The organism is Tenacibaculum aquaeponti, assembly GCF_057221555.1.
The window spans coordinates 1,801,658-1,818,907 of record NZ_CM170147.1; the positions used below are offsets into that span (position 1 = coordinate 1,801,658).

Genomic DNA, 17,250 nt, shown 5'->3' on the forward strand with positions numbered 1-17,250 from the left:
TTCTATACAGTTTGTGTTTTGAATTGTGCTATTGGATTTTCTAAATCGCCTGCAAATTGAAGTAACGCTACAGGATCATCTAAATCAATCATTTGTTTATGATTATTTAATTGTAATCTGTTTAAACATGATAATTTAAAATCATCGGCAAACATGTCGTACTTTTTAAATTTTTCTTCTAATTCTGGAAAATGTAATTGATATTCTGTTACATTTTCTGCCACTAATTCCCAGAAACGTTCTTCTGAATAGTGTGCATGTTCAAATAAAATCGGAGCTAAGAATCTAAAAAATCCATCAAACATATCTGTGAAGATTGAAAGTAATTTTACATCTTCTGGTACAGGAGCATACATACGTTTTAAGTGCTCTGGTAATTCTATATCTTCACTTAAAATACAAGCCTCTTCTGTGATGTCTTTTAATAAAACATACACTGGAATATTATGTTCTAAAACTAAAATAATATTTTCTCCATGAGGCATAAACACCAAATCATAATAGTAGAAACAATGCAACATCGGACTTAAATATGCTTTTAAATATTTTCTAATCCAATCGTCGATTGAAATTCCTGAATCTTTTATAATTTCTGGTAATAAAGCATTTCCATGATGATCAATGTGGAGTAAAGCCGCCATAGTTATTGGCTTTTGATTTTTTGTTACAACTGAGTACGGACTTTCTCTCCACAATGATGCTAACATTTTGTTATAATCGTTATGTGGTCCAAACTCTTCAAAATAAGGATTTACATAACTTACGGATCCTATCTCACTTAACATTCTGAATCCGTTTTCTTTTATAAAAGAATCGTTGTACAATAAATTCTCCAACCAAACTGCCATCTTAGGAGCTGTTCCAAGATAATATAGTGGTAAACCTCTCATGAAGCCCATATTTAAGATTGATAAGGCAGATTTGGTGTAGAATTTTTGGGGATTAGTTATATTAAATAATGTACGAATTGATTGCTGTGCTAAATATTGATCTGGACTATATCCTAAGCAAATTAAATCTCCTTTAGCTACTTCTGGTGCAAAAATGTTTGCGAGCTTGTTAAACCATTGCCATGGATGAATCGGAATGAATAGATAATCTTCTGGTTGATATCCTTTTTCTAAAATTGTATTATTAAATTTAACAATAGTCGTTGCATCTAATTCTTGCTGAATCAATTTTTCGTAAGGCAAACTTTCTAACGCAGAATAAACAGCTTTACTTTTATGACCAGCTAACCATAATAATGAAAAAGAGTTTCCTGCTTCTGGCGCATACGAACGATAATCTGTACTATCGAAACCTATCCTTCCATTATTTGCTACAAAACCAGGATGACCTTCAGTCATGGACTGCTCTATGGTTTGAAAATCTGCTGTAGCCAATTCTTTAGCAGTAGGGTTTCCTTTAGTGATTTTATAAGCACTTCCGTATAAAGTACTAATAATTTCCTCTAAGTATACAGGCATTTTTTCATCTGCAATACCTAAAGCTTTTCTAAATTCTTTAATGAAAAAAATAGCATCTAAAGATACTTCTTTATCATTCTCAAACTTTTTAATTGAAAATTCATCAATTAAAAAATGATTCATAGCCATTGGTTTTCCATAAAATTCATATCGAATTTCTTTCTGATCGCCGTAAACTTTATAATGATGAAATCCCTTATCTAAATTAGAAATGATTTCTGGCTGTATTAGTAACTCGTGTGAAAACTCACATAAGGCTTTTTTTATTAATAATCGATTGGCTTGTTGCCAAACTTTTGGTTGTATATGTTGTGTTGATTGTTGTGGAGAAACCACATTATCTATAGTATTCATACTACTTCTTTTTGAAGGTAAAAGTGTTTTTATTTTTTGCTGATAATTTTGCTTTGTTAAAAAAGCTAATTGAGCAGTTTTGTGTGGTAATTCGATGATGTCACCAAGTTGAAAACCTATACGCTCACAAAGCGCAAACATCTTTTTATTTCGAATATCTGGCTCTACTAATATTCGATAAACAGAATCATTAGAAAAGATGAAATCCATGATTGCTCTAAACATAAACCAAGTAAAATTTGGTGTTTTACTTTTCGTTGGTGGAGCTACAATAATATGTACACCACAATCATTATGTTTAGCGTTATAAAACTCTCCCACAATATCTTGTTTAGGATCGTAACGTTCTAGTACAAAAGCAGGCTCATTATTATATTCTCCTACAAAAACATCATAATGTTCTGGTTTTGTCAATTTTTTATATTCTCTTTTTACATCCTTTAAAGTAGCATCTTGCATTCCCCAAAAAAAGGCATACTCTTTTGTTACCCAAGAATGTAAAAACTCACTATCAATTTTTATATCAAAAGGTCTTATGTTAATTTGACCGATTGAATTATATGTCTTTTTAAAAATTATTTTTTTCTTACTCATAACTTAAGTTTTAGCTAGTTCTTTATGAGTTATTCTTACTGATTTAAATACGAAGAAGTATAAAACGAGAGTAATAACAAACCCAACTAAGGCAATGGTAAATGGAATTTGTAAACTAAACTTATCTACAACAACACCTACACTTAATGAAGCTATTAATACTCCTAAATTTTGAAAAAAATGAATTTTACTGTAATCTAATGCATAAGAATCTGGCGTACTTAATTCGAATAAAAGAATATCAAATTTTACAACTCCTTGGAAAATTGCCCATCCGTAAATTATTCTTCCAATGATTACAAAAGCATCAGAAGGAATTCCTTGTAAAAAGAGTCCGATTAAAGCGATAGCTAATGCATTTACAATTCCTTTATAACCATTTTGAGTTTTTCTTTTGTTGTTAATCAATAGTGTAATTAAAGCTACAAAGCCAGGAATCGCGTAGATAGTTCCTGATATGAATTTAGTTTTATAAGCTGAAAAACTTTCCCAATACAGTGAAAAAAACGGTCTGATTAAGAAATCACTGAAATATAAAATCAGTGTTATTAATCCCAATTTCAAAATGAAACCTTTAGGAATTAATTTCTTTTCTGTCTTAACTTCTTCTGAAACGATTAATCCAGTTGCATACTTATCGCTTTTTAATAAATATCCGCTCATTCCCATCTGGATAAAATCTCCAGCGGCCATGATTAAAAAGATATTTCTAGGATCAATTAAATCTACTGTTAACCCTCCAATTACTGCGCCTAAAATTCCGCCCAAATGAACAACAACTGACAATAATCCAATAGTTTTTGGATGTTCTTCTTTTGTAATTATTTTTAAAATATAAGGATATACTAAAAGATAACTTCCTTTAAATAAAATCATAATTAATGAGACAATCCAAAACAGAAGATAAGAACTGGTATAAAAGCAATACAAAGCTAAAATCCCAGCTATAAACTGAGTATAAACCAATATATTTAACTCTGAAACTTTCTTAGACACATAAGCCCAAAAAGGAAAAGCAATCATTACCATGAAGCAAATAGCAGCGAAGTAATAACCAACCATTTCTGGATCTTTTACACCAAAACGTAATTCAAAAAATTGTGGGTAAAAAGGATGTAACAAATAATCACTGACGACAGCAACTAAAGTCATTAAAATCAAAAAGTTTTTTAATTTCATTTGTTTCAATCTTTACTATCACTTCTAGTGAAATTATTCTCCATTGTATTACGAATAATTTCACTAGAAGTATTCATTTTCACTAATTGTTCTCGATACATTTTTACTTCTGATTTCGACTCCACTCAATCTTCAGAAAAAAATACTCGAACTGACATCTATAATTTATAGTTAGTGACTCATTACGCTCTTCATGATTTCTTCTTCTTGACTCACACCAAACTGTTGAAAAGCAATTTTACTCTCGATAGGGTAATATTCTACTCCTGTCATTTCTTTAATGATGTATGAGTTTCTGTAGGCTGCCATTCCTAAATCTGGAGTTACAAAACCATGAGTATGTAATTCTGCATTTTGCACAAAAATTTCGTTACCATTTTTATCTACACTATAATTACGTGCTACATCAAAACGCTCTTTTGCGTCCCATTGAATTCGATCTGAAATTCCATTTACAAATTCTGGTAATTGGTATGAATATCCTGTTGCCAAAACCAAACCTTCAGTTTTGTGTTGGAAGTATTTATTCTGTTCAATTTGATGTAATTCTAATTGAACTGTATTGTCTTGCAGTTTAGTTTCAATAAGTTCAGTATTTGTTCTTAAAGAAACTTTCAACTTATCTTCTGCAACTACTCGTTTCGTATATAAAGTATCGTGAATTGCAGCTATTAAATCACTGTTTATTCCTTTGTATAAATGTTTCTGATTTTTAATTAAATCGTCTCTTTTTTCACTAGGTAAATCATAAAAATAATCTACATATTCTGGAGATGTCATTTCTAATGTCAACTTAGAATATTCTAAAGGAAAGAATCTTGGAGATCGTGTAATCCAATTCAATTCATAACCAATTGTATCTGCTTCTAGTAATAGATCGTGAAAAATTTCAGCAGCACTTTGCCCGCTTCCTAAAACCGTAATTTTCTTTTGTTTTTGTAAACTTTCTTTATGATCTAAATATGTTGAAGAATGAACAGCTTTTCCTTTTAGTTTTTTACAACATTCTGGAATATAAGGTGGAGTTCCAGTTCCTAAAACTAACTTTTTAGCTTTATAAATTTTTATTTCTTGTGTTTTTGTACATCTTGCTGTAACTACATAAACTTTCTCTTTCTCATCATAATCGATATGAGTTACATCTGTATTAAAATGAATATTTTTTAGTTTGCTAATAGCCCATTGACAATACTGATTGTATTCATTTCTTAGTAACAAAAAGTTTTCTCGAATGTAAAAAGAATACATTCTTCCTTTCTGTTTGATATAATTTAAAAAACTAAATTCATTTGTAGGATCGGCTAATGTTACCAAATCTGCCATAAAAGGAATTTGTAATGTGGTATCTTCTAACAACATTCCTGGATGCCAATCGAACTTTTCTTTTTTATCTAAAAAAATACCATTCAAATTTTCTATCGGCTCAGTTAAACAAGCCAAACCTAAATTAAAAGGTCCTACTCCAACTGCTATAAAATCTGCTACATGCTTACTCATAATAATTCGGTTTTTGGTTGATATTGTTTTCCTGTTTCTTCAATCATTTTCACAATATTTAATAGGTTTTCTATTGTGTTTTTAGGATTAAGAAGTGTAAATTTTAAATAGATATTTCCGTTTAACTTTGTACTTGCTACAGAAGCTTTTCCTGATGTATATAGTTTGTTCTTAATGTATAAATTCACATCATCGTGAGTAGGTTCGTGTGCTGCTTCAGAATTTTTATAACGGAAAACAACAGTACTTAATTCTGGAACATGAGCTAATTCAAAATTCGAATTCTCATTTAAATGCATGTACACTTGTTTTGCCAAATCGTGTACTTCCTCTAAGTATGAAGCAATAGTTTTTGTTCCTAAAGTTTTTAAGGTTAACCACACTTTTAAAGCGTCGAATCTTCTAGTTGTTTGAATTGATTTTTCAATTAAATTCGGCCGCTCTTTGTCTTTATTTTCTAGCGGATTTAAATAATCTGCGTAATACGACACATATTGAAAATGTTGCTTATTCTTTACTAAAAAAGCACTACAACTTACAGGTTGGAATAACGTTTTGTGAAAATCGACAGTTACAGAATCTACCATTTCCATTCCTTTAAAATGATGTTTATGTGTTTCAGTTAAAATGTAACATCCACCATATGCGCCATCTACATGCAACCACATGTTTTGCTCTTTCGCAATTTTCCCTATAGTTTGTAATGGATCAAAACTTCCGTAATCCGTAGTTCCTAATGTAGCAACAACTGCAATAGGAATATTTCCTTCTTGCTTGGTTTTCTCAATAGCTACATATAAAGCTTCAGTATCCATTCGCATTTTTTCATCTACTTTAATAGGAATTACAGCATCGTAACCTAAACCTAATAAAGCTGCATTTTTTTGAATACTGAAATGTGATTTCTCAGAACAGAAAATCTTGAATTTATTTACTTCTTCAGACCATCCGTTTTGCTTAATATTGATTCCATAATTCTCGAAAGCGTAATGATCTCTTGCCATTAACAGCGCCATAAAATTCGATTGTGTTCCTCCACTTGTAAATACTCCGTCTGAGTTTGTATTAAAACGGAACTCATTACAAATCCAACGAATTACTTCTTGCTCTATAAACGTTGCCGAAGTACTTTGATCCCAAGTTTCTACAGCTGTATTTACTGTTGTTGCTATAAGTTCTGCAATAATAGACGGTAATGTAATTGGACAATTTAAATGCGCTACATAATTTGGATTATGAAAACGTATTGCATGATTTATATATAAATCATTAAGTTCTTGCAAAGCTTTATCAATTGATTTTGAATCATCAATATCAACTAATCGAGCTTTTAATTTATTCTCATGAATTTCTTCGAGGTTGTCTCCTTTGTAGAATTTTCTTGTGCCTAAAAACTTCTGAATATAACCTAAAGTCTTTGAAACATAATCTTCATATAACTGTAAAGATTCATCGTTAAACAAGTAATTATTTAATGATAATTCTTTAAAAGGAGGAGCTTCATTTACAAACATTATTTTTATTTAGTCTTAATAATGATGCAAAATTATTTATAGATTTAAAAAAATTAGTGACGAATTAAGGATTAAAAAAGACGTGATTATGAACTACAAATATTCTAACTCTACAGGAAAAGGTTTTACAATTATTCCTTTTAAATTTTATTGTTCTAAAGCTTTTTTAAAGGTTTATTAATTATTACAAAAGAAACATCTCTTAATACAAAGTATAAGACACTAAAAAAAACTTAGTTAAAATTGGTAAACAAAAATTAATCATTTAATAATAGCAATTTGTGATGAACAATAAACTAATTTTTAATATTTACTTTTGTAAAAAATTGCTTTAAACTTTTTATATAATTGGAAAAGGCTCCTAACTAAGGGAAAAAGTATAATATAAACACATAATCATATATTCAATTTCACTAATGTTATTAATAAAAATAATACTTTTCAGTATTGCTATATTTCAAGGAATGATTATTGGTTTTTTACTTTTAAAATCACCTTTTTTTAAAAGTAAATCTAACAAGTTTCTTGCTTATGCTCTTTTTTCTGCATCATGGGTTTTGTTAGATATAATATTAGAAATTTCTAATTCATATAAACTGTTTCCTTACCTTAAAGTCATAGAAACATTAGACGCTCTATTACTATTTCCAACTTTTATATTACTTTTTGTAATTCATCAGGTAAAATCGCCTCAAAGAAATTCTAAAAAATTATTATGGCTGTTTATACCCACAGCTTTTATTGTAATAGTATTGGCTTTTTTTAATTATTTCTTTAATGATTTTAAAGATCTAAATGAAACCAATATGTTATTAGCATTTCTTTTAATTGGTTTATTATATATTATTACTCTTTCTTTTATTCCGTATTGTTTAATTAAAACATACAAATACATAAAACTTTCTATTTATAAAGAAGAAAAACAATGGTTATTAAAGTTATGGAAATTTGAAGTTTTTTTATTAGTAATGGTAATGCTTTTATTCGTTATAAGTCCATTCGTAGTTGATTTGACAGCAAGTATAATACAATTAATAGCACTATTTGGAACGCTGTTTATTCATTGGATTGCTTATTCTGGAGTTTATAAATTGAAATTAAAAAGCGACAGGGAAAAAATTAGAGCTCTACTTACCAATAAATTTTTTAACGCTAATAAATTTGAAAACATAAAAGAAAAATCTTCGCTACCAAAACCTCACAACAATGAAACAAATAATAAAGAAGATTTAAAAGTGACTATAACTAATTTAAACATAGAATCACATAAACAAGAATTCAAAACTAATGAATATACTTCAACCTTATCAAAAGAAAATATTTATTTCAAAAGATTAGAAGATCTTTGTTTAAATGAAAAAATATATAGAGATAATACATTAGACAGAAATAAAGTAGCTAAAATGCTAGGCATTAGCCCTAACTATTTTTCTCAAATTATCAATTCTGAAACAGGGAGTAATTTTACTACCTATATCAATCGATATAGAGTAGAAGATGTGAAAAAGATTATTTTAAACAAAGAGTTTGAAAACTATAGCTTATTAGCTATAGGTCTTGAATGTGGCTTTTCTTCTAAAACAACATTTCATAATTCATTTAAAAAAATTACAGGTATGACTCCAAATGCTTATAAAAGTATACATAAATAGGTTTCAATTTGTACGATTCGGTCTTTTTAAAACCTCTTACTTACATCTTTTATAGAGTTTTGCTGTAGAAAAATTAAAAATCTATAGTAATGGAAATTTCAAAAAAAGAAAAAAACACAACTTACCAAACAATTGTACTTTTTACAATATTTATGATTTTATTACTTGTAAATTGTGATAAAAGCGAACCTATTTCAGATTCATCGTTATCAGATGAAATTAGTAATCAAAAGTACGTTGATATTTTAGAAAGTAAACTATCAAATTTACCTGAAGGAGCCCAAGTAGCTATCGCGCTAATTAAAGGAGATAAAACCGAATATATTGGAGTTATTAGAGAGAATGATGAGTTAAAGGTAAAAGACAATACAAATAGTATATTTGAAATTGGCTCAATCACCAAAGTATTTACTAGTATAAGTCTATCAAGTATGATACATAGTAATGAAGTTAGTTTATCTGAAACTTTACAACAGCAATTTGACTTTCCTGTATTAGCTGGTGGAGATGTTACTTTTAAGCAAATGGCAAATCATACATCTGGCATACCTCGATTACCAAACAATATAAGTGAAATTGTAGGCTTTAATCCAGAAGATCCCTATGCAATTTATACTTACGAAAATTTGAAAAGTTATTTACAAAACCATGTAGTTCTTAATAACCCTAGTGGTACTGTTTATGAATATTCTAATATCGCAACAGGTATTTTAGGATACTCTTTAGCTAGAAAACGAAATACAACTTACGAAGAGCTATTACAAGATCTTATTTTTAATCCATTAGGTATGAATAGTAGTACAACATTACTAAATAACGTTGATGCTTCTAGGTTAGTAGAACCAAGAGATATTAATGGAAATATTAAATCGTATTGGAATTTCGCTGAAATCATAACGGCAACTGGCTCAATAAAATCTTCTGTTAGTGATATGGAAAAATTTATTCGTAAAAACTTTGAAAATGACGCCATCTACAATCTACCACAACAAAAAACATTTAAAAAAGAAACAGATCAGCATGTAGGTTTAGGGTGGGGAATTAGTGATCATGAAGACTTTTCTTTATTACAACATGATGGTGGCACAGGAGGTTTTTCATCAATACTTTTTATAGATAAAAGTAATGAAATAGGTGTTTTAGTTTTAATTAATGTAGAGGAATATCATGAAACAATAGTCCCAATGGCTACTAATTTTTTAATTGAATTAAAAATTCAAAATTAAATAAAGGAAAAAATGAAAACGATTATTGTCTTTTATTATCATTTTTAACCATTCAGTATGAAAATATTCAGAATATATCCATAATTAATACCTCATATATTAAAGTAAAAAGTTATCAAAATATACAATTATATCTTTTCTAAACTTAAAAGAAGTTAAAAAACTGATATTCAAACAGAATATCTATATGTATTGTATATAATTTACCTACGAATTTGAACATAGCTTTAATACAAGTCAATTAAGCTACACTATTGATAAAACTATTGGAGATAATATTATTGAAGATATTTGTCTGAGACACTGTAATCATTAAAACAAAGATGATATTTAACCACAATTATGACGGATTCAAATAAATCTGAATCCGTCATAATTACTAAAGATAGCCTTAGTTGACAACTAACTCTTATAAACATTTAAAATTGTAACCTAACACATATACTACATCCCACATAAATAACAATTAAATATGAAAAAGGCCGGATTACTATTAATAGTATTGACTTTTACAGTTATTACACATGGACAAACTTTAAAAATTCAAGGAGGAACATCGATATCAAAACTTAATTGGAAACTATCAGGGATTAATGACAATTCTTTTTATACCCAAACATTAATCGGATACTCCATATTTGTTGGATTAGATTATTTCGACAAACAGTATTTCAATCTTTCTAGCAACATTGGAATGATTAGAAAAGGTGGTAAAGATGAAATTCAACTTACCAACCAATTTGGGGAATTTACGGGACAGATAGTTACAGAGAAACCATCACTGGATTATTTATCAATTAATACTACGATTGATTTCAAGTATAAAATAAAAGAGAATATTTCTCCATTTATAAGTTTTGGACCTCGATTTGATTATTTAATAAATAGTAGCACGCATTTTGAAAGCCTTAAAGATATTAATGAGTTAAAACGCACATCGCTTGGATTAATTTTTGGTGGAGGATTAAAATATGACACTTCAAACTTTCAACTTGGATTGAGAGCAGATTACTATTTAGATTTTACAAAAGTTGCAAATTGGGAAACTGAAAATACTACAAATGGTAGAGAAGTAACCATAGATACTTTTACTATAAATTTGACAATTGGATATAGACTTAAATAATAGCTGATGCCAACACTATGGCATAAAATATTCTTCAGACAGTACTATATTAAAATCAAAAAACACTTAATAAAAAACTAACAAACTTACGTTTCAAGCCATCACTATTATAAAGAAAACATACTAATTACAAAGTGTAGTTAAAAAGAAAAACAAAATTATGCAAAAACAAATTTTAATAATAGTTATTATTCTAGTCACTATTTTTTCTTGTAACAAAAAACCTAACCAAGAAAACTTTTCAGTAAATGGAACATGGAAATCAATTGGTTCAGGTTGGGTTTTGCAAATCATAGATAGCACAAATTATAGTTTTTTTGACGTTACTAATATTTCTTGTTTACCAAGTAGAAAAGGGAGTTTCAGAGAATTACAAAAATCATTAACTTTAAAAAATGACACACTTGAATTAAAGAAAGGAGTTATTACATATAAATTCACAAAAAGTAATCAAATAGAATTATGCAAAACTCAAACTGACCTTAAAAATAAAAATCCTATTTATAATTTTGAAGTATTTGCTGAAACTGTTAAAGAACATTATGCTTTCTTAGAGCTAAATAATATAAATTGGCATAATATATATAATCAGCAAAAGAAAAAGTTAACGAAAAGATCAACAGATGTTGAGCTATACAACGTAATTAATGAAACATTAGAAATACTTAATGATAATCACGCCTTTCTTGAAGCTACTGATGAAGTTTATAAATTATTAGAAAGTAAATCAGAACAAATAGAAGAAACTGAATCAAAACAACTCCCTGAGTATGGAGATTTTCAAGTTGCCCAAATGGTAGCAGAACATCATTTGATTCAAGAAATGACAAAAGATTCTTGGTTAATTCAATGGGGAAAAATGACTGACAACATCGGATTTATTCAAGTTAAAGCGATGTGGTTATTTGCAGATTTAAATATCCCAAAACAATTAATTAACGACATAGGATATGTAGATGCCTATGTGAGAACTTTTCATAAAATGTATGAAGGAAACTATATTGAAAAAGAAATTGCTGGAATATCTAAACAATTAGACAAAATAATGAAAGATCTTTCTGAAATGGAATCTATAGTTATAGATGTTCGGTTCAATGGTGGCGGTCAAGATGCCGTAAGTTTTGAGATATTGAGTCGATTTATTTCAAAAGAAAAACTGCAAATAGCAACCCAACAATTAAGAAATGGTAATGAGCTAACAAATGTACTCCCTTTATACATCAAAGGAACTAAAAATGCATATAACAAACCTGTTTATATTCTAACATCTCAACAAACAGGAAGTGCTGCAGAAGCCTTTTCTATAGCAACATTGGCAATGGATAATACAAAAAGAATTGGCTCTAAGACATCAGGAGCAATGTCAACAGCATTAGAAAAGACACTTCCAAATGGTTGGTCTTTTGCAATTTCAAATGAAATATATATGGATAATAATGGTAAAGCTTATGAAAACATTGGAATTCCAGTTGATTACGAGTTAAATTACCCCAAAGACAGACAAGCTTTTTTCAGGAGTATCGTGAATGATTTAGATATTGACAAAAAAAACATATTAAAAGCAATTAGCGTGTTAGAAAAAAAATAACGCTTTTAACGTCTAACAAGAATAATATGGCCTTTATGAGAAAATCATAATCTTAGTAATTAAAACTAAACGAATATGAATACAGGTATAAAAAAACGGATTGTCCATAAACAATCCGTTGATTTTAAAAGCTCAAGCTTAGTAGCGGGAACAGGACTCGAACCTGTGACCTTCGGGTTATGAGTTCGAAGAATCACCTTTTTTCTCGCTATTTTATGCTTTAATCTTATAAAATCGTTTACGATATTGTTTACTGTAAATTAAACATTATTATTAAACAAATATAGAATAATTATCTGGTAATACTACAACATTATGTATAGTAAAACATTATGTATATGAAAATTGTTTATGTAGGATAATTACTAAATTTTATCGTAATTTACTTTACATAATAATTATTAGGTTTTTTAAAAAACTCGACATTATATTGTTAACTTATAACAAAATTGCTCTTTAATATATGATTTTATTAGATAAATTAGTACAAATGTAAACATATTCCAAATAAAAAGGAATAAGACTATTCTTAACTTCAATTTTGGTTTATAGTTATACTTCTTACTGAATCAATCTGTACTAAAATTAAAGAGTTATATAACACTAGAGCTTAAAAGTACCTTTTTTAATCTTTGTAAAATTAGTTTCTGTTATTAGGAATTTTATTCATCTTCTATTTTAAATTCTTTATCTAAATTATTAAATCTTTCCTTCCATCATAAGTAAAATGTGATAGCTTTCTTTTTAATTTTAGTAATTAAACAGTTAAAATTTATAGTTTTAATGGCGGGTTTCTACCCTCTATTTAATAATTACAATTTTGTAATACCTATGTTTAAGAAATTAGCGTTAAGTGTTCTACCTCCTGCATTAATAACGTATTATATATTAATAATATCATTATCATTTAAAGGGTACATTAATGTTCCTGTAGTTCCCCAAAAATCTTGATTTGGTATACTAGCAAAACCTCTAGATAGATAACCTTGCCTAACACCATTTATAAACACAGCTAATATAAATTTTATATCCCCACTTGGCATATTAGTAGTTGATAATTCACCAGAAATTAAATAGTTTCCTTTTTTTAAAATGGTAACTTCTCCAGTCCCAGTTACGTTATATAATACGCGGTATAATAAATTGTATATGTATTGTACTAAGAGGCAGATTAAAAAAGTTATTTGTTGCTGTTGGAAAATTTCCGTCATCCCTGTTTAGAATTAAGGTTTTACTTTCAATTCCTATAGCTCTCCAAACATTACCATCCCATATTTTAGTTATCGAATTATTAGTATCTGTATTATCAAACCAAACATCGTTTTTTAATGGATTTATTGGCTGAACATTAGATGTTGTTACTTGATTATTTCTAACTGTATTAATAGTTCCTTTGTTATCAATCATTCTAATTTCCTGAGCCTAAACAACTTGAAACATTAAGATAAAGATGTAAACTTATTTTTTCAAAAAATCTATATTTTATTGTTGAATTTTAACAACATTAATTTTTTTATTTCATTTGATTTTATTCGACATATTTTTAGAAACGTACTCATATTTCAAATTAAAAGGAATAAAACAAATAGAGCAAACAACACTATGTATTTTGAGACACTATCCCAAAAAGTGTGTAAGTTCAAAATATCAGGGTTAAGGTTTTAAATCTTAATCCTGTCTTCAAATATAGCCAAAAACTGGTTAAGAATAATCCCCCAGTTTCTAACGGGCATTGTCCATTTTTTTGTACTCTGTCTTAAAGCCAAGAACACAGATTTAATTACAGCTTCATCTGTTGGGTATGAGAGTTTATTTTTGGTGTATTTTCTAATTTTCCCATTTAGATTTTCGATTAGGTTTGTGGTATAAATTATAGTTCTAATTTCAACAGGGAAGTCAAAGAACACCGTAAGTTCATCCCAGTTATTTTCCCAGCTTTTTATGGCATAAGAGTACTTTGAGTTCCATTTGATTTTAAAGTCTTCTAAAGCTGCTTTAGCGGCTTCTTTAGTGGGCGCTGTGTAGATTTGCTTCATGTCAAGAGTAAAAGCTTTTTTATCTCTCCACACGACATATCTACAAGAATTTCTAATTTGATGAACTACACATATTTGAGTAGTAGAATTAGGGAAAACTGTTTTTATAGTATCAGTAAAGCCATTTAAATTATCGGTAGCTGTTATCAATATATCCTGAGTTCCTCTAGCTTTAATGTCGGTTAATACGGTCATCCAAAAAGCAGACGATTCATTTTTACCCAACCATAAGCCTAGCACTTCTTTCTTACCATCTGTTCTTAAGCCTACTGCCATATAGATGGTTTTATTGATAACCTTAGAGTTTTCTCTAACTTTAAAAACAATACCATCCATCCAAACAATTAAATAAGTAGCTTCTAATGGTCTATTCTTCCAAGCTATTATATCATTGGTGATTTTATCTGTAATTCGAGATATAGTAGAACTAGAGATATTAAAACCGTAAAGTTCTTTTATTTGATCTTCAATGTCACTAGTACTCATTCCCTTGGCATATAGGGATATGATGATATTCTCAACTCCATCAGAGGTACTTTCTCTTTTCTTGACAAGCATAGGGTTAAAACTGCCTTCTCTGTCTCTAGGAACTTGTATCTCTGTTTCGCCTAGTGAGGTTTTTAATTTCTTTTTAGAATATCCGTTGCGAACATTCCCAGTGCTACTTTTCTTATGTTTTTCATAGTCTAAATGAGCATCTAATTCTCCTTCTAGAATCTTTTCTATACCACGTTTATGAAGCTCTTCTAGAAAACTAGTTAATTCTGAACCGTTACTGAATTGTTTTAAAAAGTCATCGTTTAATAAATCTTCTGGTTTCATCTTTGCGTAAAATTTTAAAATTAATTATTTAAAAAAAATATCGGGGTTGAATTCAACCCCGATATTTTTAAAACTTACACAGTTTATGAGATACTACCTATTTTGACATAGTGCTGTAAGGGGGGGGGACCTTATTTGCTCTAAAGTATTTAAAGTATAATTTTTAAAAAATTAATAAGGAGCAAAAGCGATATAATATGTATTATACCGGGGGGAACTTTTGCTCACTAATTGTACTTTTAGAATCCCAATCAAATGAAATAAAAAAATCCAGTTAAATTTAATTCTTCAAAATATAAAAAGTTGATCTTCTATTTATCTGATGCTGCTTTTCAGAACATTTATTTATATTAATATCACTACAATTATTTAATAAAATATCCTCTCCATAACCTTTAGCACTTTGAATTCTATTAATTGATATACCTCTCGATATTAAATAATCTCGAGTTGATTTAGCTCTTTTATCGGACAAGCTTCTATTATATTCTTTAGATCCTCTACTATCTGTATGTGATTCAATTTTTATTACCATATTAGGATGATTTGTCATTACAGAAACAATATGTTCTAACTCATATTCAGCATCTTCTCTTATGTTAAATAAATCAAAATCAAAATATATTGGATTAATTACAATTTGATTTTCAACAATCAATGATTCTAACTGTATATTTTTGTTTATAATTTTTTTATCAACATCTCTTGTTATTACATCGGCTTTAGTGTGTTTATAATCATCTTTAGAAGCTACTACTGTATATTTTTTTTCACAGTCTAAGTACTTAAATGAATAACCTCCACTTTCATTTGTTAATTGTTCTTTAACCGGTTCACCATACTCATTTATCAATCTAACTTTAACATTATTTAATGGTTTATTAGTATTTTTTTCAGTAACAAAACCTTGTATGTCTTCCTTACATTTATAAATTACAAAGCTATATACATCATCATCTCCTTTACCTCCTTTACGATTTGAAGAAAAATAACCTTTTGTGTATTCTTTATTAATTACAAACGCAAAATCATCAAATGGTCCGTTTATAGAAGCCCCTACATTAACAGGTTTAGTATAATTACCGTTTTCAAATTTGGTTTCAAAAATATCTAAAGCCCCCAAACCTAAATGTCCATCAGAAGCGAAGTATAAAGTATTGTTTACATCAATAAATGGAAACATTTCTCTAGATTCAGTATTAATATTCTTACCTAAATTTTTTGGTTCTCCAAACTTATTATCTTCTAAAAGATCTACTTTATAAATATCTGTACCTCCAAATCCATTAGGCATATCAGAAACAAAATAAAGCGTTTTTTCATCTAAGCTTAATGCTGGATGACCACATGAATAAGAATTACTATTAAAAGGCAATTCTATAATATTGATCCATTTATTATCTTTTTTTTCTGCTTTATAAATTTTTAAATGAGATATTCTATTTTCATCTCCTTTTAATTTTTTCCCATCAAAATTATCTCTGGTAAAATAAGCTACATTTCCATCTTTTGTTAATATCAAATTTGATTCATGATATTCTGAAGTAAGATCATTAATCAATTCAGGGGTAGCAACATCGAGATTTTCATAATTATGATTAACTTGGTATATATTCAAATATGGTTGATTATTCCATTTATAAAGTTTTTTATTTTTACTTAATGGTTTTGATGATGAATAATAAAGTTTATCGTTATAAATAAATCCTCCAAAATCAGAAAAAGCTGTGTTACTTGACAGGTTTTTTACTTCTATAAAAGTTTTTGGCTTATTAGAATACTCAATAAAATAATTTTCATTATTCTCCAACGCAATTGCTCTACTATCTTCCTTTAAAGTTTTTAATTTTAATAACCATCTGTCAGACTCATTAATTTTCCCATTAGACTTTAAGGTTTGTGCATATCTAAAAATATGTTCCGATGTAGCATCTGAATAATATTTATTCATTAAAGCTTCATAAAAAATTTCAGCTTCATTATATTCTGAATTAAAATAATAAGAATCTGCCAACCTACTTAAAACCAAATATGTGTCATCACCTTTATTATATATTGACTTATATAGTTCTGCAGATTTTTTATAAGCAAATTCTTTGAAATATCTATCCGCCGCATACTTTCTTTGACCAAAAGCTAAAGACGATAGTAACATTAATATTAAAACTATTATTTTTTTCATAATTTAACTTT

Annotated in this window: 12 protein-coding genes and 1 tRNA gene; 4 read left to right on the top strand and 9 right to left on the bottom strand. The window is 28.3% G+C overall.

The window, feature by feature from the left end:
• Nucleotides 1-2 precede the first annotated feature (2 nt).
• The 4 genes from AC2TEO_RS07970 to AC2TEO_RS07985 form a co-directional block, all read right to left on the bottom strand.
• Nucleotides 3-2,417, bottom strand: a complete 2,415-nt coding sequence (locus AC2TEO_RS07970; protein WP_442267596.1) for a GNAT family N-acetyltransferase — start codon at nucleotides 2,415-2,417, stop codon at nucleotides 3-5.
• A 3-nt stretch (nucleotides 2,418-2,420) separates the two neighbouring features.
• The gene (locus AC2TEO_RS07975) at nucleotides 2,421-3,596 is read right to left on the bottom strand and encodes an MFS transporter (RefSeq protein WP_442267597.1); all 1,176 of its coding nucleotides are present in this window, start codon (nucleotides 3,594-3,596) and stop codon (nucleotides 2,421-2,423) included.
• A gap of 171 nt (nucleotides 3,597-3,767) precedes the next feature.
• Nucleotides 3,768-5,093: a lysine N(6)-hydroxylase/L-ornithine N(5)-oxygenase family protein gene (locus AC2TEO_RS07980; protein ID WP_442267598.1), complete on the bottom strand. Its 1,326-nt coding sequence runs from the start codon at nucleotides 5,091-5,093 to the stop codon at nucleotides 3,768-3,770.
• A complete protein-coding gene (locus tag AC2TEO_RS07985) occupies nucleotides 5,090-6,607 on the bottom strand; it encodes a pyridoxal phosphate-dependent decarboxylase family protein (RefSeq protein WP_442267599.1) in 1,518 nt (505 codons plus the stop codon). The genes AC2TEO_RS07980 and AC2TEO_RS07985 overlap by 4 nt, the downstream gene beginning before the upstream one ends.
• Before the next feature lie 416 nt (nucleotides 6,608-7,023).
• Between AC2TEO_RS07985 and AC2TEO_RS07990 the strand changes: the two genes are divergently transcribed.
• From AC2TEO_RS07990 to AC2TEO_RS08005, 4 genes are all read left to right on the top strand, one after another.
• The gene (locus tag AC2TEO_RS07990; protein WP_442267600.1) at nucleotides 7,024-8,259 is read left to right on the top strand and encodes a helix-turn-helix domain-containing protein; all 1,236 of its coding nucleotides are present in this window, start codon (nucleotides 7,024-7,026) and stop codon (nucleotides 8,257-8,259) included.
• Between the two features lie 89 nt (nucleotides 8,260-8,348).
• A complete protein-coding gene (locus AC2TEO_RS07995) occupies nucleotides 8,349-9,485 on the top strand; it encodes a serine hydrolase domain-containing protein (RefSeq protein WP_442267601.1) in 1,137 nt (378 codons plus the stop codon).
• A gap of 472 nt (nucleotides 9,486-9,957) precedes the next feature.
• A complete protein-coding gene (locus AC2TEO_RS08000; protein ID WP_442267602.1) occupies nucleotides 9,958-10,611 on the top strand; it encodes an outer membrane beta-barrel protein in 654 nt (217 codons plus the stop codon).
• A gap of 160 nt (nucleotides 10,612-10,771) precedes the next feature.
• Nucleotides 10,772-12,199: a S41 family peptidase gene (locus tag AC2TEO_RS08005; RefSeq protein WP_442267603.1), complete on the top strand. Its 1,428-nt coding sequence runs from the start codon at nucleotides 10,772-10,774 to the stop codon at nucleotides 12,197-12,199.
• A 142-nt stretch (nucleotides 12,200-12,341) separates the two neighbouring features.
• On the opposite strand, the gene AC2TEO_RS08010 is transcribed toward AC2TEO_RS08005, so the two are convergent.
• The 5 genes from AC2TEO_RS08010 to AC2TEO_RS08030 form a co-directional block, all read right to left on the bottom strand.
• Nucleotides 12,342-12,409: transfer RNA gene (locus AC2TEO_RS08010), tRNA-Met, on the bottom strand.
• A gap of 671 nt (nucleotides 12,410-13,080) precedes the next feature.
• On the bottom strand, nucleotides 13,081-13,410 hold the full coding sequence (locus tag AC2TEO_RS08015) for a hypothetical protein (protein WP_442267604.1): 330 nt from the start codon (nucleotides 13,408-13,410) through the stop codon (nucleotides 13,081-13,083).
• A complete protein-coding gene (locus AC2TEO_RS08020) occupies nucleotides 13,319-13,606 on the bottom strand; it encodes a hypothetical protein (protein ID WP_442267605.1) in 288 nt (95 codons plus the stop codon). The genes AC2TEO_RS08015 and AC2TEO_RS08020 overlap by 92 nt, the downstream gene beginning before the upstream one ends.
• Nucleotides 13,607-13,860: 254 nt before the next feature.
• The gene (locus AC2TEO_RS08025) at nucleotides 13,861-15,057 is read right to left on the bottom strand and encodes an IS256 family transposase (RefSeq protein ID WP_442265948.1); all 1,197 of its coding nucleotides are present in this window, start codon (nucleotides 15,055-15,057) and stop codon (nucleotides 13,861-13,863) included.
• 280 nt (nucleotides 15,058-15,337) lie between these two features.
• Nucleotides 15,338-17,239, bottom strand: a complete 1,902-nt coding sequence (locus AC2TEO_RS08030) for an OmpA family protein (RefSeq protein ID WP_442267606.1) — start codon at nucleotides 17,237-17,239, stop codon at nucleotides 15,338-15,340.
• Nucleotides 17,240-17,250: the final 11 nt, after the last annotated feature.